This window comes from Amycolatopsis sp. lyj-23, assembly GCF_046549135.1.
Lineage (GTDB): Bacteria > Actinomycetota > Actinomycetes > Mycobacteriales > Pseudonocardiaceae > Amycolatopsis.
In genome coordinates, this window is the sequence record NZ_JAJPWN010000007.1 from 209,749 (window position 1) to 228,651 (window position 18,903).

The 18,903-nt window shown below is 72.3% G+C and carries 17 protein-coding genes and 1 pseudogene; 14 read left to right on the forward strand and 4 right to left on the reverse strand.

Features of this window, described 5'->3' with window-relative positions:
- Nucleotides 1-24: 24 nt before the first annotated feature.
- The 3 genes and pseudogenes from ACLJPY_RS19175 to ACLJPY_RS19185 all read right to left on the reverse strand — a co-directional run bounded on the left by ACLJPY_RS19175 (nucleotide 25) and on the right by ACLJPY_RS19185 (nucleotide 3,095).
- Nucleotides 25-854, reverse strand: a pseudogene (locus tag ACLJPY_RS19175) (transposase family protein).
- A gap of 17 nt (nucleotides 855-871) precedes the next feature.
- A complete protein-coding gene (locus ACLJPY_RS19180; protein ID WP_410590206.1) occupies nucleotides 872-1,594 on the reverse strand; it encodes a gamma-glutamyl-gamma-aminobutyrate hydrolase family protein in 723 nt (240 codons plus the stop codon).
- On the reverse strand, nucleotides 1,587-3,095 hold the full coding sequence (locus ACLJPY_RS19185; RefSeq protein ID WP_410590207.1) for an aldehyde dehydrogenase family protein: 1,509 nt from the start codon (nucleotides 3,093-3,095) through the stop codon (nucleotides 1,587-1,589). Before ACLJPY_RS19185 ends, ACLJPY_RS19180 begins: the two co-directional genes overlap by 8 nt.
- 71 nt (nucleotides 3,096-3,166) lie before the next feature.
- Here ACLJPY_RS19185 and ACLJPY_RS19190 point away from each other — a divergent pair, with 71 nt between their 5' ends.
- The 5 genes from ACLJPY_RS19190 to ACLJPY_RS19210 are packed head-to-tail and all read left to right on the forward strand — an operon-like array spanning nucleotide 3,167 to nucleotide 7,784.
- On the forward strand, nucleotides 3,167-4,630 hold the full coding sequence (locus tag ACLJPY_RS19190; protein WP_410590209.1) for an aldehyde dehydrogenase: 1,464 nt from the start codon (nucleotides 3,167-3,169) through the stop codon (nucleotides 4,628-4,630).
- The gene (locus ACLJPY_RS19195; RefSeq protein ID WP_410590210.1) at nucleotides 4,630-5,541 is read left to right on the forward strand and encodes a catechol 1,2-dioxygenase; all 912 of its coding nucleotides are present in this window, start codon (nucleotides 4,630-4,632) and stop codon (nucleotides 5,539-5,541) included. The genes ACLJPY_RS19190 and ACLJPY_RS19195 overlap by 1 nt, the downstream gene beginning before the upstream one ends.
- Nucleotides 5,538-6,392: a fumarylacetoacetate hydrolase family protein gene (locus ACLJPY_RS19200; RefSeq protein ID WP_410590212.1), complete on the forward strand. Its 855-nt coding sequence runs from the start codon at nucleotides 5,538-5,540 to the stop codon at nucleotides 6,390-6,392. Before ACLJPY_RS19195 ends, ACLJPY_RS19200 begins: the two co-directional genes overlap by 4 nt.
- 2 nt (nucleotides 6,393-6,394) lie before the next feature.
- The gene (locus ACLJPY_RS19205; RefSeq protein ID WP_410590213.1) at nucleotides 6,395-6,610 is read left to right on the forward strand and encodes a ferredoxin; all 216 of its coding nucleotides are present in this window, start codon (nucleotides 6,395-6,397) and stop codon (nucleotides 6,608-6,610) included.
- 1 nt (nucleotide 6,611) lies between these two features.
- Entirely contained in the window at nucleotides 6,612-7,784 is a 1,173-nt protein-coding gene (locus tag ACLJPY_RS19210) for an NAD(P)/FAD-dependent oxidoreductase (protein WP_410590215.1), read from the forward strand.
- Nucleotides 7,785-7,830: 46 nt separating this feature from the next.
- Here the strand turns inward: ACLJPY_RS19210 and ACLJPY_RS19215 are convergent, their stop codons facing one another.
- On the reverse strand, nucleotides 7,831-8,076 hold the full coding sequence (locus tag ACLJPY_RS19215; RefSeq protein WP_410590216.1) for an ATP F0F1 synthase subunit C: 246 nt from the start codon (nucleotides 8,074-8,076) through the stop codon (nucleotides 7,831-7,833).
- A 1,055-nt stretch (nucleotides 8,077-9,131) separates the two neighbouring features.
- Here ACLJPY_RS19215 and ACLJPY_RS19220 point away from each other — a divergent pair.
- The 9 genes from ACLJPY_RS19220 to ACLJPY_RS19260 all read left to right on the forward strand — a co-directional run bounded on the left by ACLJPY_RS19220 (nucleotide 9,132) and on the right by ACLJPY_RS19260 (nucleotide 18,637).
- Nucleotides 9,132-9,866: an AfsR/SARP family transcriptional regulator gene (locus ACLJPY_RS19220; protein WP_410590218.1), complete on the forward strand. Its 735-nt coding sequence runs from the start codon at nucleotides 9,132-9,134 to the stop codon at nucleotides 9,864-9,866.
- Nucleotides 9,867-10,172: 306 nt separating this feature from the next.
- Complete coding sequence (locus ACLJPY_RS19225; RefSeq protein WP_410590220.1) at nucleotides 10,173-10,424, forward strand: acyl carrier protein; 252 nt, start codon at nucleotides 10,173-10,175, stop codon at nucleotides 10,422-10,424.
- A gap of 10 nt (nucleotides 10,425-10,434) precedes the next feature.
- On the forward strand, nucleotides 10,435-11,685 hold the full coding sequence (locus tag ACLJPY_RS19230; RefSeq protein WP_410590222.1) for a beta-ketoacyl-[acyl-carrier-protein] synthase family protein: 1,251 nt from the start codon (nucleotides 10,435-10,437) through the stop codon (nucleotides 11,683-11,685).
- Nucleotides 11,682-12,791 carry a beta-ketoacyl synthase N-terminal-like domain-containing protein gene (locus ACLJPY_RS19235; protein ID WP_410590224.1) on the forward strand — a complete coding sequence of 370 codons (1,110 nt, stop codon included), beginning with the start codon at nucleotides 11,682-11,684 and terminating at the stop codon, nucleotides 12,789-12,791. The genes ACLJPY_RS19230 and ACLJPY_RS19235 overlap by 4 nt, the downstream gene beginning before the upstream one ends.
- Nucleotides 12,792-12,864: 73 nt before the next feature.
- The gene (fabG, locus tag ACLJPY_RS19240) at nucleotides 12,865-13,605 is read left to right on the forward strand and encodes a 3-oxoacyl-ACP reductase FabG (protein ID WP_410590226.1); all 741 of its coding nucleotides are present in this window, start codon (nucleotides 12,865-12,867) and stop codon (nucleotides 13,603-13,605) included.
- A gap of 14 nt (nucleotides 13,606-13,619) precedes the next feature.
- A complete protein-coding gene (locus ACLJPY_RS19245; RefSeq protein WP_410590227.1) occupies nucleotides 13,620-15,002 on the forward strand; it encodes an ATP-grasp domain-containing protein in 1,383 nt (460 codons plus the stop codon).
- 158 nt (nucleotides 15,003-15,160) lie between these two features.
- Nucleotides 15,161-16,198: a 2,3-diaminopropionate biosynthesis protein SbnB gene (sbnB, locus tag ACLJPY_RS19250; protein WP_410590228.1), complete on the forward strand. Its 1,038-nt coding sequence runs from the start codon at nucleotides 15,161-15,163 to the stop codon at nucleotides 16,196-16,198.
- A 13-nt stretch (nucleotides 16,199-16,211) separates the two neighbouring features.
- Nucleotides 16,212-17,189 carry a 2,3-diaminopropionate biosynthesis protein SbnA gene (gene sbnA, locus ACLJPY_RS19255; protein ID WP_410590230.1) on the forward strand — a complete coding sequence of 326 codons (978 nt, stop codon included), beginning with the start codon at nucleotides 16,212-16,214 and terminating at the stop codon, nucleotides 17,187-17,189.
- A 143-nt stretch (nucleotides 17,190-17,332) separates the two neighbouring features.
- The gene (locus ACLJPY_RS19260; protein ID WP_410590231.1) at nucleotides 17,333-18,637 is read left to right on the forward strand and encodes an MMPL family transporter; all 1,305 of its coding nucleotides are present in this window, start codon (nucleotides 17,333-17,335) and stop codon (nucleotides 18,635-18,637) included.
- The last annotated feature ends 266 nt before the right edge of the window (nucleotides 18,638-18,903 follow it).

Below are 18,903 nucleotides of genomic sequence, written 5' to 3' on the forward strand. Positions count from 1 at the left end.
CCCCGAGGCCACATTGAGGTTTTCTCAGTAGCGGCCTTGGTGCTCGTGTTGGGTCAGCACCAAGGCTGCTTGGACGATGGCGCCGATGCGTTTGGGGCAGAGGCTGACTCGTCGTAGCGCTGACCAGCGGGTTTTGAGGATCGCGGCAGCCCGTTTTCCGCGGCAGCGCAGTCGGCGGTGCAGCAGGTTGAAGATCCGCTGTCTGATAGCCAACGGCGGCTGACCTGCGGTTTTTCTGAACGGCGTGAGGATTCCGATCCCGGCGGCGTGGCAGGCCTTGTCGGCCAGGGTCGGCAGCCCGGCGGCTGCGGCGGCGGTCAGCGCGCCGGTGATGCCCAGGTCGCGGGCGGCGGAGAGGTCGTTGCGGGACCCGGGCAGCACGGGGGAAGTCCACAGCGGGAATCCGGCGGCGCTGGCGAGGAGCTGGAAGTTTCCGCCGAAGCTGCAGTGCTTGCCGGAGTACCACAGGTGCACGGTCGCTCCGCGGTTGCGGCCTTTGGTTTTGGTCGTGGTCGCTGCGACGCGGGTGGCAGGGATCAACGGGCCGTCGAGGATGACGTGCGTGTCGCCCCGGGCGAGTCGTTCGCGCATGACCTGGTGCAGGTCCGGGGCGCAGGCGGCGAGGGCGGCGATGGCTTCGTACAGGTAGCGGTAAGCGGTGGCGAGGCTGATGTGGTGGCCGGTGCACGGGGGTGCCGTCGCGGAAGCAGCGCAGTACCAGGACCGCCTGCTGGTAGGGGGTCAGTGCGGCGGCCTCGGCGGGTGCCGCGCCGGTGTCGTTGGGCACGCAGCACCGAAGCGACGAACAGGGCCAGCTCGCGCGCCACATCGAGCGTGGCACCATAGATAATCACGTGGGGCCTCTGGATCCTCAGGACTCGGTCTTCGCAATGCCGCCTTGGGGCGCAGACTGACCGGCCGCGGCGACGAACGCGCCGAACAGCGCGGCCTGGGCAGGATCGGTCGCGGCGGTGTCCTCGGGGTGCCACTGGAGTCCCAGGAACCAGCCGCGGCCCGACGGCCGCTCGATCGCCTCGGGGACGCCGTCCGCGGCCTCGGCGGCCACCGTGAGCCCGGCGCCGAGGCGGCCGAGGCCCTGGTGGTGGAAGCACGACACCTCCGGCGCGTCGCCGGCGAGCGAGGCCAGCAGCGTTCCCGGTGCGGCTTTCGCGAGGTGCACCCGGTGCCGGTGGCCCGGCAGGTCCTGCACCACATCGCCGCCGAGGGCCACGTTGACCACCTGGGCGCCGCGGCAGATCGCCAGCAGCGGCCGTCCCGCCGCCAGCGTCCAGGCCGCCACCGCCAGGTCGAACGCGTCCTGCTCGACGTCGACGTCGTACTCGCTCGGGTGGGCTTGCTGCCCGGCCCAGCTCGGGTGCAGGTCGCCGCCACCGGGCAGCAGCACACCGTCCGCAACGGACAGTCGTGACGGGACGTCCACGGGGTCGGCCGGGTGCATCAGCAGCGGTTCACCACCGGCCGCGTAGACCGCTTCGAGCAGGGCTCGCGCGCCGACCTCGGCCCGGTACCGCAGCGCAGACGCGCTCGCCGAAAACCGCGCCGGGACGACGATCAGCGGGCGGCGGTCAGCCATGGTTGATCCAGGTGGTCTTGAGGTCGCGGTATTCGTCGAGGGCGTGGCGGGACTTGTCGCGCCCGGAGCCGGACAGCTTGACCCCGCCGAACGGCACCGAGAGGTCGCCTTCCTCGTAGCAGTTCACCCACACCGTCCCGGCCCGCAGCCGCCGCGAAATCCGGTGCGCCGCCCCGAGGTCCGCCGTCCACAGCGCGGCCGCGAGGCCGTACGGTGTGTCCCCCGCTACGCGGACGGCTTCGTCCTCGTCGGCGACCACCTGCACGGCCAGCACCGGGCCGAAGATCTCCTCGCGCAGCACGGGGTTGCCGGGCGCGCACTCCGTCAGCACCGTCGGCTCGAGGTAGCTCCCGCCGGTGCCGGCCAGCACCTGCTCGCCGCCGGTCACGAGCCGGGCGCCCTGCTCGACGCCGCGGCGGACGGCGGTGCGCACCCGCTCCAGGTGCGCGGCGTCGACGAGCGGGCCCATCTTCGTGTCCGGGAGCAGCGGGTCGGCGGGGAACCACTCCCCCGCCGTCGCGAGGACGCGGTCCACGACCCGGTCGGCAACGTCGCGGTGCACCACCAGCCGCGAACCGGCGGTGCACATTTGGCCGGAGTTGAAGAAGATCGCCCAGGCCGCGGTGTCCGCGGCGGCGTCGAGGTCGGGGGCGTCCGGCAGGACGATGTTCGGCGACTTCCCGCCCAGCTCCAGGTGGACGCGCTTGAGGTTGCTGTCCGCGGCGTACCGCAGGAAGTGCCGTCCGACGTCGGTCGACCCGGTGAACGTCAGGACGTCGACGTCCGGGTGTTCGCCGAGGCGGCGGCCGACGACGTCGCCGTCGCCGGAGAGCACGTTGAGCACGCCCGGCGGGAGGCCGGCCTCGGCGCCGAGCGCGGCGACCCGCTGCATGGACAGCGGGCTGCGCTCGGCCGTCTTGAGCACCACGGCGCAGCCCGCGGCGAGCGCGGGGGCGAACTTCCAGCCGGCCAGGGTGAGCGGGAAGTTCCACGGCACGACCGCGGCGACCACCCCGGCGGGCTCCCGGGTGACGAGAGCCAGCTCGCCGCCGGCCGTGGGCGTCACCTCACCGTTGTCCTTGTCCGCGAGCTCGCCGTAGAACCGCAGGGTGCGGACGAGGGCTCGCAGCTCGATCTCGTAGGCCTGCCGGATCGGCTTGCCCATTTCCAGGCTGACGAGCAGCGCGAGCTCGGCCCGGTGCGCGTCGACCAGCCCGGCGAAGCGCTGGAGGACTTCCCCGCGTTCCCGGGGGTGCAGCCGCGGCCACGGCCCGCGGTCGAAGGCCTGCCGCGCGGCGGCGACGGCCCGGTCGGCGTCGTGTTCGCCGGCCCAGGGCAGGTCGGTCAGCACCGAACCGTCCCGCGCGGACCGCACCGGCCGCGTCCGGGCCGTCGTGCGGGGTTCTCCGCCGACGAACAGCCCCTCCGGCATGCCGGCGGCGGCGGCCGCCGCGACCCAGTCCGTGCCGGCGACCGGATCGCCCACCTGCAGTGCAGTCATCACCACTCCCTTGACCCAGCCGGAACCGGCGGGATACGTTTGGATCCGAACGATACCTCCTGGAGGGCGTCATGAACACCGCGCTCGTCGCCGGAACCGCCGTCGACACCCGCCACTGGATCGGCGGCCGCCGGGTCGCTTCCGCGGACACGTTCGAGGACCTGTCCCCGATCGACGGCCGCGCCATCGCCCGGATCGCCCGCGGCGGGGCGGCGGAAGCCGACGCCGCCGTCGCCGCCGCGAAAGCCGCTTTTCCCGCCTGGGCCGCCACTCCCCCGGCCGAACGCGCCCGGCTGCTGCGCGCCGTCGCCGACGGCGTCGAAAAGCGGCTCGAAGAGCTCGCGGTCGTCGAGACGACCGACAACGGCGCGCTGATCCGGTCGCACCGCCGCGGTGTCATGCCGCGGGTGGCGCACAACTTCCGGTTCTTCGCCGACTACCTCGAGCACGAACTCGGCCACCCGGACTTCGAGACCCGCGGCCACCGCAACCACGTCAGCTGGGACCCGGCCGGGGTCTGCGTGCTCATCTCGCCGTGGAACGCGCCGCTGATGCTGGCCACCTGGAAGGTCGCCCCGGCGCTGGCCGCGGGGAACACCGTCGTGCTGAAGCCGTCCGAGTGGTCGCCGCTCACCGCGTCGCTGCTCGCCGACATCGCCGCCGACGCCGGGCTGCCCGACGGCGTCCTCAACGTCGTCCAGGGCATCGGCGAGGAGGCGGGCGCCGCCCTGGTCGCGCACCCGGACGTCCGGCGCATCTCCTTCACCGGCTCGGTGCCCACCGCCAAGGTCATCGCCCGCGCGGCCGCGGCCAACCTCACGCCGCTTTCCCTGGAACTGGGCGGGAAGTCGCCGTTCCTGGTCTTCGCCGACGCCGATCTCGACCTCGCGGTCGCCAATGCCGTCGAGCAGTACGACAACGCCGGGCAGGTCTGCCTGTCCGGCACCCGGCTGTACGTCGAAGAGCCCGTCCGCGACGAGTTCGTCCGGCGGTTCCTCGACCGCGCCGGGCAGCTGGCGCAGGGCGACCCGCGGGACGAGAACACGGACATCGGGCCGTCCGTCCACCCGGACCACCTGTCGCGGGTGGACGGTTTCGTCCAGCGGGCGAAACAGGCCGGGGCGACCGTCCTGCTCGGCGGCGGCCCCAACACCGACCTCGGCGGGCTGTACTACCGGCCGACGCTGTTCACCGACGTCGACCCGCGCAGCGAAATCGCCACCGAGGAGGTCTTCGGGCCGGTCCTGGTGCTGCACACCTTCCGCGACGAGGACGAGGTCGTGGCCGCCGCCAACGACTCGGCGTTCGGGCTGGCCGCGATGCTCTTCACCGGCGACCCCGAACGCGCCGAGCGCGTCGCCGCCCGGCTCGTCGCCGGCACCGTGTGGACGAACTGCTTCTTCGTCCGCGACCTGCGTGCTCCCTTCGGCGGCGCGCGGCAGTCCGGGATCGGGCGCGAGGGCGGCACCTGGTCGTTCGACTTCTACTGCGAGGTCAAGAACACCGTCTTCGCCCCGGAAGGTTGGAGGCCGTAATGGGAGAAGTCGCCGGCGCGGGATTGCTCGCCCACGTCCCCACCATCGCCCTGCCCGAAGCCGAGCGGCGGGCGCTCAACCACGGCGAGGACACGACCCTCGTCGCCGGGCTGCGGCAGCTGCGCACCGACGTCTTCGAGACGCTCGACTACGACACCGTCGTCGTGCTCGATTCGCACTGGGCGACGACGGTCGAGTTCGTGGTCACCGCGCACGACCGCCGCTCGGGACTGTTCACCTCCGAGGAACTGCCGCGGGGCATGTGCCGCCGTCCGTACGACTTCCCCGGCGATCCCGAGCTCGCCCACGCCGTCGCCGCCAAGGCCGGCGTGCACGGCACGTGGATCACCGCCGTCGACGACCACCACCTGCCGATCTTCTACGCCACGACCAACCTGTGGGAGTACCTCGGCCAGGGTCTGCCGGACAAGCGCTGGGTGTCGATCGGCGTGTGCCAGACCGCCGACGTCGAGGACGACCTGCGGCTCGGCCGGGCCCTCGGCGACGCGATCGCCGAGCTCGACCGCAAGGTGCTGCTGATCGCCTCCGGCGCGATGAGCCACACGTTCTGGCCGCTGCGGCAGCTGCGCGCGCACGAAGCCGCCGGGGTCGAGCACATCTTCAGCCCGGAGGCCGCGGCCGCCGACGCCGACCGGCTCGCCTGGTTCGCCGGCGGCGACCACGAACGCGTCCTGGCGACCATGCCGGAGTACCTCCGGTTCAAGCCCGAGGCGCGGTTCGGGCACTACCTGATGATGATCGGCGCGCTCGGCGAAGGCGCCTGCACCGCGAAGTCCCGCCAGTACGGCGAATACGAGAACTCCGTCGGCACCGGCCAGGTGCACCTCTGGTTCGACCGGCCCGCCGACGGCTTCCCCCGCCCCCGCCGCACCGAAGGGGTCATCCCGTGACCGAACACCGCCGCATCCTGCTCGACGGCGCGACCGTCGACGTCGTCCGCGACGGCGACCTCCTGCGCGCCGCCGACGGCCGGGAGGTCGCCGCCGAAGACGCGGTCCACCTGCCGCCGGTCGTGCCGTCGAAGATCATCGCCGTGCACCTCAACCACCGCAGCCGGGTGACCGAGTTCGGCACGAAGCTGCCGGCGGCGCCGACGTACTTCCACAAGCCGACGTCGTCGCTCAACGCCCACCACGGCGCGGTGGTCCGGCCGGAGGGCTGCAAGTGGCTCAACTACGAGGGCGAGATCGCCATCGTGATCGGCCGCGTCACCCGCAACGTCTCGCCGGCGGAGGCCGCCGGCCACATCGCCGGCTACACCATCGCCAACGACTTCGGGCTGCACGACTTCCGCGACACCGACGCCGGTTCGATGCTGCGCGTCAAGGGGTCGGACACGCTGTGCCCGCTCGGCCCCGGCCTGGTCGACGACTGGGACTTCCGCGGCAAGGCGATCCGGACCCTCGTCAACGGCGACGTCCGGCAGGAGGGCAGCACCGACGAGATGGCGTGGGACATGCCCTACCTCGTCGCCGACATCGCCCGCACCATCACCCTCTTCCCCGGCGACGTCCTGCTCTCCGGCACGCCCGCGGGCTCGCGCCCGGTGCAGCCCGGTGACGTCGTCTCGGTCGAGGTCGAGGGACTGGGGACGCTGACCAACGACGTCGTCGCCGGCCCGGTGCCCGTCCGCACCGACGTCGGGGCGCAGCCGACGGAGAGCGAAGAAGTGCTGTCCACCGCCCTGGGCGGTGACTGGGAGTTCCGCGGCATCCGGCCGCCCCGCCGAGCTTGGGAGTGAACGTGCACGTCGTCGTCGACCTGAACAAGTGCCAGGACCACGGGCAGTGCGTCTTCTCGGCGCCGTCGGTGTTCTCCCTGGACGCCCGGGGCAAACTGGCCTTCCGCGCGGAAGCGGAGGCCACCTACGTCTCGCCGCCGCTGGGCGATGACCACCGCGACGACGTCGAAGAGGCCGCCGACGTCTGCCCGCTGCAGGCGATCACGGTCGAGGACTGAGGTGGCCACCGACCGGGTGGTCGTCGTCGGCGCGTCGCTGGCCGGGCTGCGCGCCGCCGAGGCGGTGCGGAAGACTGGGTACGCGGGTGAAGTCGTCGTCGTCGGCGACGAGCCGCACATGCCGTACAACCGGCCGCCGCTGTCGAAGACCGCGCTCGGCGCCGAGCCGGAGGATCTGGCGTTCCGGATCCCCCGGCACGCCCGTGACGTCACCTGGCGCCTCGGCGAGGCGGTCACCTCGGCGGACCTCACCGCGCGGACGGTGACGTGCGCGGGCGGGGACGTGCTCGGCTGGTCCGGGCTGGTGATCGCCAGCGGCCTGCGGCCCCGGCGGCTCCCGCTGCCCGGCCCGGACCGCTGCGTCGTCCGGACCCGGGAAGACGCGGCGCGGGTGCGATCGGGGCTCCGGCCGGGCGCACGGCTGGTCGTCGTCGGCGCCGGGTTCATCGGGTGCGAGGTCGCCGCGGCCGCCCGGGCCCTCGGTGCGGAAGTCGACGTCGTCGCGCCGGAACGCGTGCCGGTGCAGCGCCCGCTGGGGCCGCTGCTGGGGGCGGCCCTGCAGCGACGGCACGAGGCCCACGGCGTCCGGTTCCACCTCGGCACCGTGCCGGTCGGGTACCGGGCCGCGTCGGTGGTGCTGGGCGAGGGCACCGAACTGCCGGCCGACCTGGTGGTCGAGGCGGTCGGCGGCACGCCGGCGACGGAGTGGCTGGCCGGCACCGGGCTCGACGTCACCGACGGCGTCCTCTGCGACAACGCCCTGCGCGCGGGCGGGCGCCCCGACGTGGTGGCGTGCGGCGACCTCGCGCGGTTCCCGAACCCGCTGTTCGACGCCGTCCCCCGCCGCGTCGAGCACTGGACGATGGCCACCGACACCGGCAAGCGGGCCGGGACGACGCTCGGCCGCCACCTGACCGGCTCCGGCGCGGACGAGCCGCCGTTCACGCCGCTGCCGTCGTTCTGGAGCGACCAGTACGGCTTCCGCCTCCAGTCCTACGGCGCCCCCGGGCTCGGCGACGACAGCCGGGTCCTCGAAGGCGACCCGGACGGCGAGGTCGCGGTCGGCTACCACCGGGCGGGGCGGTTGACCGGCGTCGTGCTCCTCGGCCTCGGCGGGCGGTACGCGCACTACCGCTCGCTGGTCGCCGAGGCCGGCCACCTCGCCCTGCGGTGACACCCCCGCCCGCGCCCGGATCAGTCCGGGCGCGGGCGGGCGGAATTCACCGGTTGGACGCGATGAAATACACGACGACGCCGATCAGCGCGAGCACCTCGCTCAGCACGAACGTCGTGTACCCCATCGTCTGCAGTTTCCCTTGCGCTTCCGGCTGCCGCGCCGTGCCATTGATGACGGCGGCGAAGATCAGGCCGACGCCGATTCCCGGGCCGATCGCGCCCAGGCCGTAGCCGATGGCGGCGAGTCCGGGGTTGAGGTTGACGACCTGGGCCAGAACGGTGTCGCTCATGACATTCCCCTTCACATCGGTCCACGCGCACGCTCGCGTGGAACAGCGGGCTCATGCGTCATACCGAAAACGGAACAGGGCTGGGCGAAGTCGGCGGAAATCGGAGGTCGGGGCGGATCGCGCAGATCTCACCGGGCCGGCGGAATTCGTCGGTAATCGAGTGGTCCGATCGCAACCAGGATATCACGGCAAATCGGATACCGCCCGTGGCGAGTCGCGGCAGACACACCTGCGCGCCCGAACTGTCCACTGTGGCCGGTCGGTACCTTCGTCGACTCGTGACAGTGCGTGACACGCATGCGCCGAGCGTGATCGGCAACCCCGCGTCCCCGGAACCGGGCGACCGCCGGTCCGCCCGAATCGGAGTGGGTCACGGAACCCGCGTTCCGGTCCCGGCACCGAGGCAGCCGGGCCGGCACTTCCGGCCGGTCCCGTTTCCGAAACGTCGTGCACCCCGTTCACCAGCGACGCAAAAGGCGGACGACAAAGCACGGCAGCCGACAAACCGGGCCGCCGGGGCGCCATTTTATCAGCGAAAGAGAAAACGGGAACGAAGCCGGGTCCGCCATTGCCGGCGAGGCCCGCGCCCGGCGGCCGGGCCTCTCCGCGACGCGGCCGCCGGACCGGCCGGACGGCGTCCCGCGCGAGGCCCGGCCACCGGCCCCGACGGAAACGACCGCAGGGTCAGCGCGGCTTTCCGGTGTAATGACCCCCTTGCTGTTCGTGCAAGCACCCCGGTGGGTGCGGCTGCCCCCAGCAGCCCGCGGTGACCCTACCAGCGAAGATCACAAACGCCTGTCGGAGTGCTGTCACCACCATTAATGGTGGTGCTAACACCACCATCCCCCACGGTGTCCGAATACATCCGGAGCCGAACTGTCCACCAGGTGAAACTACTGACGAGTTTGACGTTTCACTGGTCCGAACGGAGGTACCTAAGCCACCGGCCCTCTGCCACTATCTGCGCAAAATACATCTTCGGGTGGTCCGGCCGATGAGTTCGAGCTGCCCGAATCTGGGGGTCGATCGAAGTGCAAATCGAACTGCTGGGCGCCATGGAAATAAGATCGAATGGGAGAATTTACTCGATACGCGCGAAGAAAGTCCGGACCTTGCTGGCGATGCTGGCGCTGTCGCCCGGCCGTCCGGTGTCCTACGAGCAGCTGGCGGACGAGCTCTGGGGTCCGCGGTCACTCGCCAACTCCCGCAACGCGCTGCAAGCGAACATCGCACGGCTGCGGCGGCTCTTCAAGCCGATCACCGACGCGAGCGGGGAGGAGATCGTCCGGACCACCTACAGCGGCTACCAGCTGGAGGTGCCCGCCGACGCGATCGACTCGCACCGGTTCCTCGAGCTCGCGCGGCGCGGCACGTCGCTGGTCGCGTCGGCACCGCAGGAAGCCACCGGGATCCTCCGGGAGGCCCTGGTGCAGTGGCGGGGGCCGGCGCTGATGGACGTGCAGGACGGGGTGCGCTGCCGGGCCGCGGCCACGCACCTGAACGAGCGGCGGCTGGCCGTGCAGGAGGACCTGATCGCCGCGCGGCTGGCGGTCGGGCAGCACCACGAGATCGTGCACGAACTGCGGCTGCTGGCCACCGAGAACCCGGGCCGGGAGCGGCTCAGCGAACTGCTGATGCTGGCGCTCTACCGCACCGGCCAGCAAAGCGAGGCGCTGTCGGTGTTCCACCACACCAGCAAGTGGCTCGGCAGTGAGCTCGGCCTCTCACCGGGCCGCGCCCTGCGGGCGCTGTACCAGGCCATCCTGGTCCAGGACTGCATGCTCGACTGACCGCACGGCTCCACTCCACAGCAGGGACGGCCCGACCACCGGCCGTCCCTGCTGTCGTTTCGCTGTCATCGGACTCCGCGCCGTCCGACACCGCGGCACCGAACACCGCCCCGGTTCGGCACCGGTACTGTCCGGGCTCATCCGCTCTCCTTCCGTGATCGACGGCCGTGATCATGACGCACCCGGATGACGGACGGCTGACGGTTCGCCGACGCCGGCCTTCGTCAGCGGTCGGTCAGAGTGCGGTCATCTGCGCTGGCTAGTTTCCGGCGAGGCCGAAGTTCGACCGAAAACCCAGGAGTCGTCATGACAGCGGCAGTGTCCGAGCGCAGGGAACAGATCCGCGCGATCGTCCGCGAGCACCTCGAACTCGAGGACAACGAGCTCTCCGAGACGAGCAACTTCATCGAGGACCACGAAGCCGACTCGCTCACGCTGATGGACGTCCTCGCCGCGCTGGAGAAGCAGTTCGGCGTCACGATCGACCAGGCCCAGTTCCGGCGGATGGTCGACCTGGACAGCGCCTACGAGGTCGTCGCGGAATCCGCCGGCTGGTAAGGGAAATCCGATGAGCGAGCAGTCCACCGCACCCGGGCGCCGGGTGGTGATCACCGGCTGCGGGGTGGTCTCCAGCCTCGGCACCGGCATCGACGAATTCACCGCGGCGCTGCGGGCCGGGCGCAGCAACGTCCGGCCCATCAGCGTCTTCGACACGACCGGCTTCGAGCACAACAACGGCTGTGAGGTCATCGGCTTCGAACCCGAACGCTGGATCCACAACGTCGACATCGAATCGCTCGGCCGCGCGAGCCGGTTCTCCACCGCCGCCGCCCGGCTGGCCGTGGCCGACTCCGGCATCGACCTCGACGTGCTGCGCGAGGCGCGCTGCCTGCTCTCGGTCGGCACCACCGACGGCGAGTCGCACGAGCTCGACAGCATGGTCTCGCTGGAGATCGACGGCGGCCCGGAGGCGATGAGCCCGCGGCTGGCGCGGCGCACGTCGGCCGGACGGCTCGCCACGTCGATCGCCCACGAACTGCGGCTGTCCAATGTGGAGGTCGGCAGCATCGCGACCGCCTGCTCGGCGGGCAACTACGCGATCGGCCACTCCTTCGACGCGATCCGGCTCGGGGAAGCGGACTTCGCTCTCTGCGGCGGCGCGGACGCCGTCTGCCGCAAGACGTTCACCTCCTTCTACCGGCTGCGCAGCATTGCGCCGGACTACTGCCGCCCGTTCGACAAGAACCGGCTGGGCATCCTGACCGGCGAGGGCGCCGGCATCCTGATGCTGGAGAGCCTGGAGTCGGCGACCGCCCGCGGCGCCCGCATCTACGGTGAGGTCCTCGGCTACGGCCTGTCCTGCGACGCCCACCACCCGGTGGCCCCGCACCAGGGCGGCATCGCCCGGTGCATGGAGCTGGCCCTGGCGAACGCCGGCGTCAAGCCCGCCGAAGTCGACCTGATCTCCGCGCACGGCACCGGCACCCACGCCAACGACAAGACCGAGGCCGCGGCGATCCGCGAGCTCTTCGGCGACGACACCCCGCGGGTGGTGTCGATGAAGTCGATGCTCGGCCACTCGATGGGCGCGGCGAGCGCGCTGGCCGCCATCGGCTGCTCGGTCGCCATCACCGAAGGTTTCATCCCGCCGACGATCAACCACGTCGAGACCGACCCCGAGTGCGCCGTCGACTGCGTGCCCAACGTGGCCGTCGAGGCGGACCTGCGGATCGTGCAGAACAACGGCTGGGCCTTCGGCGGCAACAACTCGGTCGTGCTGATCGGCCGCTACGACGGTCCCCGGGAGGCGGTCGCATGACCACCGTGAGTCCGGCCGCGCCGGTCATCTCGGCCTGGACGGCGATCTCGCCGTTCGGCCACGACCGCGCGTCCTTCGCCGACGGCGTCCGCACCCGCACCTCCCCGGTGTCCGCGGTGGACACCGGACGCTGGGCGCGGGGCCCCGGCGAAACGGCGGCCACCGTCCCCGGCTTCGAGCCGCGCGAGTTCCTGGGCACGAAGGGCACCCGGGCGATGAACCGGGTCAGCGGCCTCGCCGTCGCCGCGGCGAAGCACCTGCTCGCCGACATCGGCGTCGAGCCGGGCGACGAGCGCGACGACATCGGGTTCGTGCTGGGCACCACCACCGGCAGCGTCCAGAGCATGATGGACCTGACCCGCGCTTCGCTCACCGGCGACAAGCCCGACCACGTCGAACCGGCCGCGGTGCCGGGCTGCGTGATGAACTGCGCCGCCGGGCAGGCCGCGATCTGGCACGGCCTCAAGGGCCCGAACGCGACGATCGCCGCGGGCCGGACCACGGGCCCGCACGCGCTGAACTACGCGCGGCGGCTGCTGCGGACCGGCCGGGCGACCCGGGTGCTCTGCGGCGCCGCCGAGGAGTACTCCCCCGCCCGCGCGTGGGTCGAGCACCACCGCCGCGGCGGGGACGGCCCGGTGGTCATCGGCGAGGGCTGCGCGATGTTCCTCCTCGAACCCGCGGACCTGCGCCCGCCCGGCCGCCGGGTGCTGGGCACCCTGGAGGGCTTCGAGTCCCGGGTGTGCCTCGACGGCGATCTCGCCGGGACGGTCGCCGTCGCGGTGCGGGCGCTGCTGCGCTCGGCCGGCGTGGCCCCGGAACAGGTGTGGGCGGCGACCGGCAGCGGCTTCACCGGCTCCGGCGGCGAAGCGGTCGAGACCGCCGCCCTGCGCGAGCTGTTCGGTGACGCGGCCGTCGACCGCGTGCCGTCGGCGGACCTGCTCGGCGACACGGCTTCGGCGAGCGCGATGTTCCAGCTCGCCGCCGTCCTCAGCGTCGCGGAGTCCGCCGAGCGGGCCGGCGCCGACCACACGGTCGTCACCACCTGCGACGACGACGGTTCGGTGGCGTGCACGCTGCTGCGGCTCGGCGAGCCCGCCGCATGAGTGAGCCTGCGAACGAATCATCCAACACAGCGCTCGCCGCTCAGGCCGCACCGAGCGTCAGCGAGGTCGGCGCATGAGCGCGCCCAAGGTCGCGCTGGTCAGCGGCGGTTCGCGCGGCATCGGCCGCGCGGTCGTGCTGAGCCTCGCCGAGAACGGCCACGACGTCGCCTTCTGCTACCGCGCGGACGAGCAGTCCGCCGACGTGCTCGCCAAGGAGGTGCACGACCTCGGCCGGCGGGCGATCGCGACCAAGGTCGACGTCACCGACCGCGAAGCGGCCGCCGACTGGGTGGCCGCCACGGCCGCCGACCTCGGCGTACCGGACGCCGTGGTGACGTCGGCGGGCATCACCCGCGACGGCGCGTTCGTGACGATGACCGAGGACCGCTGGACCGACGTGCTGCGGACCAACCTCGACGGCGTCTACAACGTCTGCCAGCCGGCCGTGTTCCTCATGCTGAAGCAGCGCCGCGGCAGCGTCGTCACGCTGTCCTCGGTGTCCGGCGTGCACGGCAACCCGACGCAGGTCAACTACTCGGCGTCCAAGAGCGGCGTGATCGGCTTCGCCAAGGCGCTCGCCAAGGAGATCGGCCGGTTCGGCATCCGGGTCAACGCGGTCGCGCCGGGCCTGATCGAGACGGACATGACCGGGCAGATGACGGACAGGGCCCGCGAGAAGCTGCGCGCGGCCATCCCGCTGGGCCGGTTCGGCACCGCCGAGGAGGTCGCCGACCTGGTGTCCTACCTGGTGTCCGAGCGCGCCGCCTACATCACCGGAAGCGTATTCGAGATCGACGGCGGCCTGGTCGTCTGAGGGGAAGGTCCACAGTGGACTCCGATACCACGGGCCCGCGGTTCGTCGCGCGGCTCAAGACGGCCGCGCTCGGCTCGGCCGAGCACCCGCTCGTCTTCCTCGGCAACTTCGAGGTCGAGGAGCTGTGGGCGGCGGACGAGCTCGGCCTGCCGAGGGTGTCCGCCGCGGCCAGCACGGCGGTGGTCAACAGCATGGACGAGTTCGCGCTGCTGCTCGGCGGCAAGGGCGACCACGTCGTGCTGAAGCACGCACCCGACCCGGACTACCACCGCTACCTGCTCGACCTCGGCTTCGAGCTGCCGGAGGTGCACGTCGTCGCGGCCCCGGACCCGGCGCGCAACGTCACCCAGGACGCGCTCGCCGATCCGGCGCTCGTCGCCGCGCTGGCCGAGCTGGCCACCGACGGCGCGCACCTGCTCCCCCACGGCGCCTCGGCGGTCGAGGAGGAGCTCGCGGCCCGCACCGGCGTGCCGCTGGCCACGCCGCCCGCCGCGCTCTGCAAGGCCGTCAACAGCAAGGTCTACAGCAGGCAGCTGGCCGACGAACTAGGGCTGCGGCAGCCGCCCGGCTGGATCTGCGACACACCCGCCCAGCTGGCCGACGCCGTGCCGGAGGCCGCCAAGGTGCTCGCCGAGGGCGGCACGGTGGTGGTGAAGGAGGCGTTCGGCGTCTCGGGCAAGGGCATCGCCGTCGTCACCAGCGAGCAGCGGCTGCTGCGCCTGCAGCGGATGATCGAGCGCACCGCGGCGAAGGCGGGCCGCGACCGGCTCGCGCTGGTCACCGAGACCTGGGTCGACAAGCACGCCGACCTGAACTACCAGTTCACCGTGGGCCGGGACGGCTCGGTGCGGTTCGACTTCGTCAAGGAGGCGATCACCGAGAACGGCGTCCACAAGGGACACCGGATGCCCCCGCGCCTCGACCGGACCCAGCACGCGGTGATCCGGCACGCGGCCGACGCCCTCGGCGCCCGCCTGGCCGAGGACGGCTACTACGGCGTGGTCGGGGTCGACGCGCTGGTCGAACCGGACGGCGGGATCTTCCCGGTGCTGGAGATCAACGCGCGCAACAACATGTCGACCTACCAGGTGCCGCTGCAGGAGCGGTTCGTGCCCGAGGGCGCCGTCGCGATGGCGCGGCACTACCCGGTCCGCCTGGCCGCTCCCCTGCCCTTCTCGCGGCTGCGGTCGGCGCTCGGCGACCTGCTGTTCGCCGGGTCCGGGAGCGGGCTGCTCGTCAACAACTTCGCCACGGTCAACGCCGGGGCCGGGGTCGCCGCGGCGGGCGAAGCGTTCGCCGGCCGCCTGTACGGCGTGCTCATCGGACCGTCCGAGAACGCGCTCGACGCGCTGGACGACCGGATCACCGCGCGCCTCGCCACCCTCGCCGCCGGCTGAACCACCGCCCCACCGCCCCACCGACCGCCCTCACCCCAAGCGCCCCAATGTGGCCTTCGGTGCGTGTGACGCACCGAAGGCCGCCTTCGGTGCGTCTGACGCAACCAAGGCCGCCTTGGGGCGCTTGGGCCCACCGACTGCCTCAGGAGGCTGCCAGCATGAGCACCAGCACGTCCGTCCCGGAGTTCGCCGTCATCTCCGGGGCGCAGGTCCACGAAGTCCTCGGCGGACAGGAAGAACTCGTCATCGACCTGATCGAGTCGGCCTACCGCCTGCACGGCGCGGGCGACACGGTCAACCCGCCGTCCTACTTCCTGCGCTTCCCCGACCGGCCGTCCTCGCGGATCATCGCCCTGCCGGCGTCGGTCGGCGGGGACATCGCGGTCGACGGGCTGAAGTGGATCTCGAGCTTCCCGGAGAACGTCGCGAGCGGGCTGCCGCGGGCGTCGGCGATCCTCGTGCTCAACGACCCGCGGACCGGCTACCCGCTGGCCTGCCTGGAAAGCTCCATCATCAGCGCCACCCGGACCGCCGCGTCGGCCGCGCTGGCCGCCGATTGGCTGACCCGGGAGCGGGCCCGGCCCGCCCGGCTCGGCATCGTCGGCACCGGCCTGATCGCGCGCTACATCCACACCTACCTGGCCGCCGGGGGCTGGAGCTTCGACGACGTCGGCGTCTTCGACCTGAGCACCGCGCACGCCGAGGGCTTCCGCGGCTACCTGAACGCGGCCGGCCAGTCCTCGGTCACCGTGCACGAGTCCGCCGAGGACCTCATCCGCGGCAGCGACCTGGTCGTGTTCGCCACGGTCGCCGGGGAGCCGCACGTCCACGACCCGGCGTGGTTCGACCACCACCCGCTGGTCCTGCACGTCTCCCTGCGCGACCTGGCGCCGGAGGTGGTCCTCGCCTCGACCAACGTCGTCGACGACGTCGAGCACTGCCTGAAGGCCGGCACGTCGGTGCACCTGGCCGAGCAGCGGACCGGGAGCCGTGACTTCCTCTCCGGGACGCTGCACGACGTCATGACCGGGACGACCACCCTGCCGAAGGACCGGCCGCTGGTCTTCTCGCCGTTCGGGCTCGGCGTGCTCGACCTCGCCGTCGGCAAGCACGTCTACGACCAGCTGCACACGGCAGGCGACCTGCGGACCGTGCCCGAGTTCTTCTTCGAACTCGACCGCTACGGCAAGCGGTGAGCGGGAGCTTCGCGTGCCGATCATCACCGCTCCGCAGGACTTCAACACCGACGACCTGTTCGTCGACCTCCGCCGGTTCGCCGGCCACCCGCTCTACCTCAAGTGCGAAGGCTTCAACTTCGCGGGGTCGATCAAGATCAAGGCCGCCCGGTCGATGGTCGCCGCGGCCGAGCGCCGCGGCGACCTCCGGCCCGGCTCTACGCTGGTGGAGAGCTCGTCGGGCAACCTCGGCGTGGCGCTGAGCCTCGTCGCCGCCAGCTCCGGCTACCGGTTCGTCTGCGTCACCGACTCGCGGTGCACGCTCGGGGCCCGGCAGCTGATGGAGACCCTCGGCGCCGAGGTTCGCATCGTCACCGAACCGCACCCGGAGCACGGCCTGCTGGGCGCGCGCATCGAGCTCGTGCGGCAGCTGTGCACCGAACGCGGGTTCGTCTGGCTCAACCAGTACGAGAACGCCGGGAACTGGCGCGCCCACTACGAAACGACCGGACCGCAGATCGCCGAGGGCTTCCCCGACGCGGCCGTCGTCTTCATCGGGGCGGGCACCACCGGAACGCTGATGGGGGTCGCCCGGTACCTGCGCGAGCACCGGCCCGGCACCCGGGTGGTCGCGATCGACACGGTCGGCTCGGTCACCTTCGGCACGCCGCCGGCCCGGCGGATGATCCCCGGGCTGGGCACCGGGATCCGGCCGCCGATGCTCGACGCCTCCTACGTCGACGACGTCCTCCACGTCGAAGAAGCCGACACCGTGCGCACCTGCCGGGCCCTCACCCGGGAGGGGTTCTGCTTCGGCGGCTCCACCGGGACCGTCGTGAGCGGAGCGCTGAGCTGGCTGGCCGCGCACGCCCACGAGCAGATCGGCACGGCGGTCGCGATCGCCCCCGACCTCGGCGACCGCTACCTGGACACCGTCTACCACGACCAGTGGGTGGCGGACCTCTACGGCGAGGACCTGCTCGAAGACGACGCCGGCGTCCGCGTGCTGTGATCCACCACACACGGCCTAGCACCACCGCGGATCCGGGACTCACACCCCGTGAACGAACGGTCACGGTTCACTAGACTCGAACACATGCGCGGATAGGAACGACCGCGAACGCCGCCATGCCCGCCGGGTCGAAGGGGACGATCGTGAAGCCGTCACTGGCCGTCCGCGCCTCCTGCTGGAGTGCCGGCCACTCCGGCGCGGTCATCACCCTCTGGCTGGTTCTGGTGGGCCTGGCCGAACTGCCGGGGCTCGCCGGCGGTCCCCGGCTCGGTGGCGGCTCGCTCACCGACCCCGACGTGGCGGCGAACTGGTGGCCGGTGGTCGCCGCGCCCATCGCGGTGCTGCTGAGCGTGCCGTTCTCCCGGCTGCTGCTGCTCGTGTCCGCCGTGTTCACCAGCGTGGTCACGGTGGCGTCGGCGGCGGTGCTGGACACGGTTTCCGCGTCCGTCACGATGTCGCCGCGCACCGGCGACGCGGCCCTGCTGGTCGTCATCACGGTCGCGGTCCAGCACATGCTGTTCGCCTTCTGCCGCCGGCGGGAGGCGCTGGCCGACGGCCACGACGCGGCCCGGGCCGCGCGGATCGTCGCGAGCACGGCGGGCCACGCCGCCCTCGTCTCCGGCAGCGGCGTGGCCGCGTCGCTGGCCGCGGTGGCGATCGCCGGGACGGCCGAGCTGATGCCACTGGCGACCGCGGCGCTGGTGGCGGTGCTGGTGGCGACCGTCGCGGCGCTGAGCCTGCTGCCCGCCCTGAACGGTCGCGTGCTCGCTTCGCCGAAGGAACTGCCGCCGCAGCCGCCCGCACGGCTGACGGTCGGCGACCTGCCCCGGTTCGTGCGGCCCGCCGCGATCGTGACCGGTGTGCTCGCCCTCACCGCCGCCGCCGGTTACGGGGCGCTGCGCGTGTTCGCCCCCGCTTGCGCCGGTTGCCGTCCGCTGGCCGCCGACCTGGACATCTGCGGGGTGACGACGATGCTGGTCGTCCTCGGCCTGGCCACGCTCGTCGCCTACCGGCGGCCGGTGGTGGCGCTGGCGACGGCCGTGCTGAACGCCGTCGCCGTGCTCGCCGGGCTCGGGCTGCTGGCCCTGCTCGTCGATCCCCTGCCCGGCTGGGCGCCCATGGTGCTCGTGGTCGCGCTGCTCGTGCCGGCGAACCACCTGCAGGTGTACCTGCTGCACCGGCTGCGGAGCGAGACCCTCGCCGGGATGTCCCGGCGCAACACGGTGGCACACGCGTGCCGCCGGGCCTGGTCGGCATCCGGCGGCGCGCTGCTGGTGACGGTGGTGATGTGGCTGGTCTGGGGGCTGACGGAAGACGGGGACGTCCGCGAGTTCGCACTGGCGACCGCGGTGGTCCTGGTGGTCGACACGACGGTCGTCCGGTTCCTGCTGCTGCCCCGGCTCGCCGTCCTGGGTGGACGGACGAGCTGGTGGCGGCCGGTCCGGTGACCGGGCGGCCGCAACCTCCTGCTGCCGGCCCGCACACCGTCCTGGATGGACCGACGAGCTCGCGGCGGCCCGTCCGGTAACCCGGCGGCCGCGAACTTCTTCCCACTGGCCTTCGCCCGCCGTCCTGAATGGACCGACGAGCCGGTGGCGGGCCGGTCACGTGACCGGCGCGACACCCGGTGAGACAGAAAGCACCCCGCGAGTGCCGAGCATCGGATAACGCGGCGCGAAGTCACGTGCTCGAGGCCCGCATCGCGCAGGGCGGC

What these genes read in the sequence shown, in the direction of transcription:
- fabG (WP_410590226.1), top strand. Translation starts at nt 12,865, where the DNA reads ATGAGCGCGCCCAAGGTCGCGCTGGTCAGCGGCGGTTCGCGCGGCATC.
- ACLJPY_RS19235 (WP_410590224.1), top strand. Translation starts at nt 11,682, where the DNA reads ATGACCACCGTGAGTCCGGCCGCGCCGGTCATCTCGGCCTGGACGGCG.
- ACLJPY_RS19190 (WP_410590209.1), top strand. Translation starts at nt 3,167, where the DNA reads ATGAACACCGCGCTCGTCGCCGGAACCGCCGTCGACACCCGCCACTGG.
- ACLJPY_RS19185 (WP_410590207.1), bottom strand. Translation starts at nt 3,095, where the DNA reads ATGACTGCACTGCAGGTGGGCGATCCGGTCGCCGGCACGGACTGGGTC.
- sbnB (WP_410590228.1), top strand. Translation starts at nt 15,161, where the DNA reads ATGAGCACCAGCACGTCCGTCCCGGAGTTCGCCGTCATCTCCGGGGCG.
- ACLJPY_RS19225 (WP_410590220.1), top strand. Translation starts at nt 10,173, where the DNA reads ATGACAGCGGCAGTGTCCGAGCGCAGGGAACAGATCCGCGCGATCGTC.
- ACLJPY_RS19180 (WP_410590206.1), bottom strand. Translation starts at nt 1,594, where the DNA reads ATGGCTGACCGCCGCCCGCTGATCGTCGTCCCGGCGCGGTTTTCGGCG.
- ACLJPY_RS19230 (WP_410590222.1), top strand. Translation starts at nt 10,435, where the DNA reads ATGAGCGAGCAGTCCACCGCACCCGGGCGCCGGGTGGTGATCACCGGC.
- ACLJPY_RS19215 (WP_410590216.1), bottom strand. Translation starts at nt 8,076, where the DNA reads ATGAGCGACACCGTTCTGGCCCAGGTCGTCAACCTCAACCCCGGACTC.
- ACLJPY_RS19220 (WP_410590218.1), top strand. Translation starts at nt 9,132, where the DNA reads ATGGAAATAAGATCGAATGGGAGAATTTACTCGATACGCGCGAAGAAA.
- ACLJPY_RS19195 (WP_410590210.1), top strand. Translation starts at nt 4,630, where the DNA reads ATGGGAGAAGTCGCCGGCGCGGGATTGCTCGCCCACGTCCCCACCATC.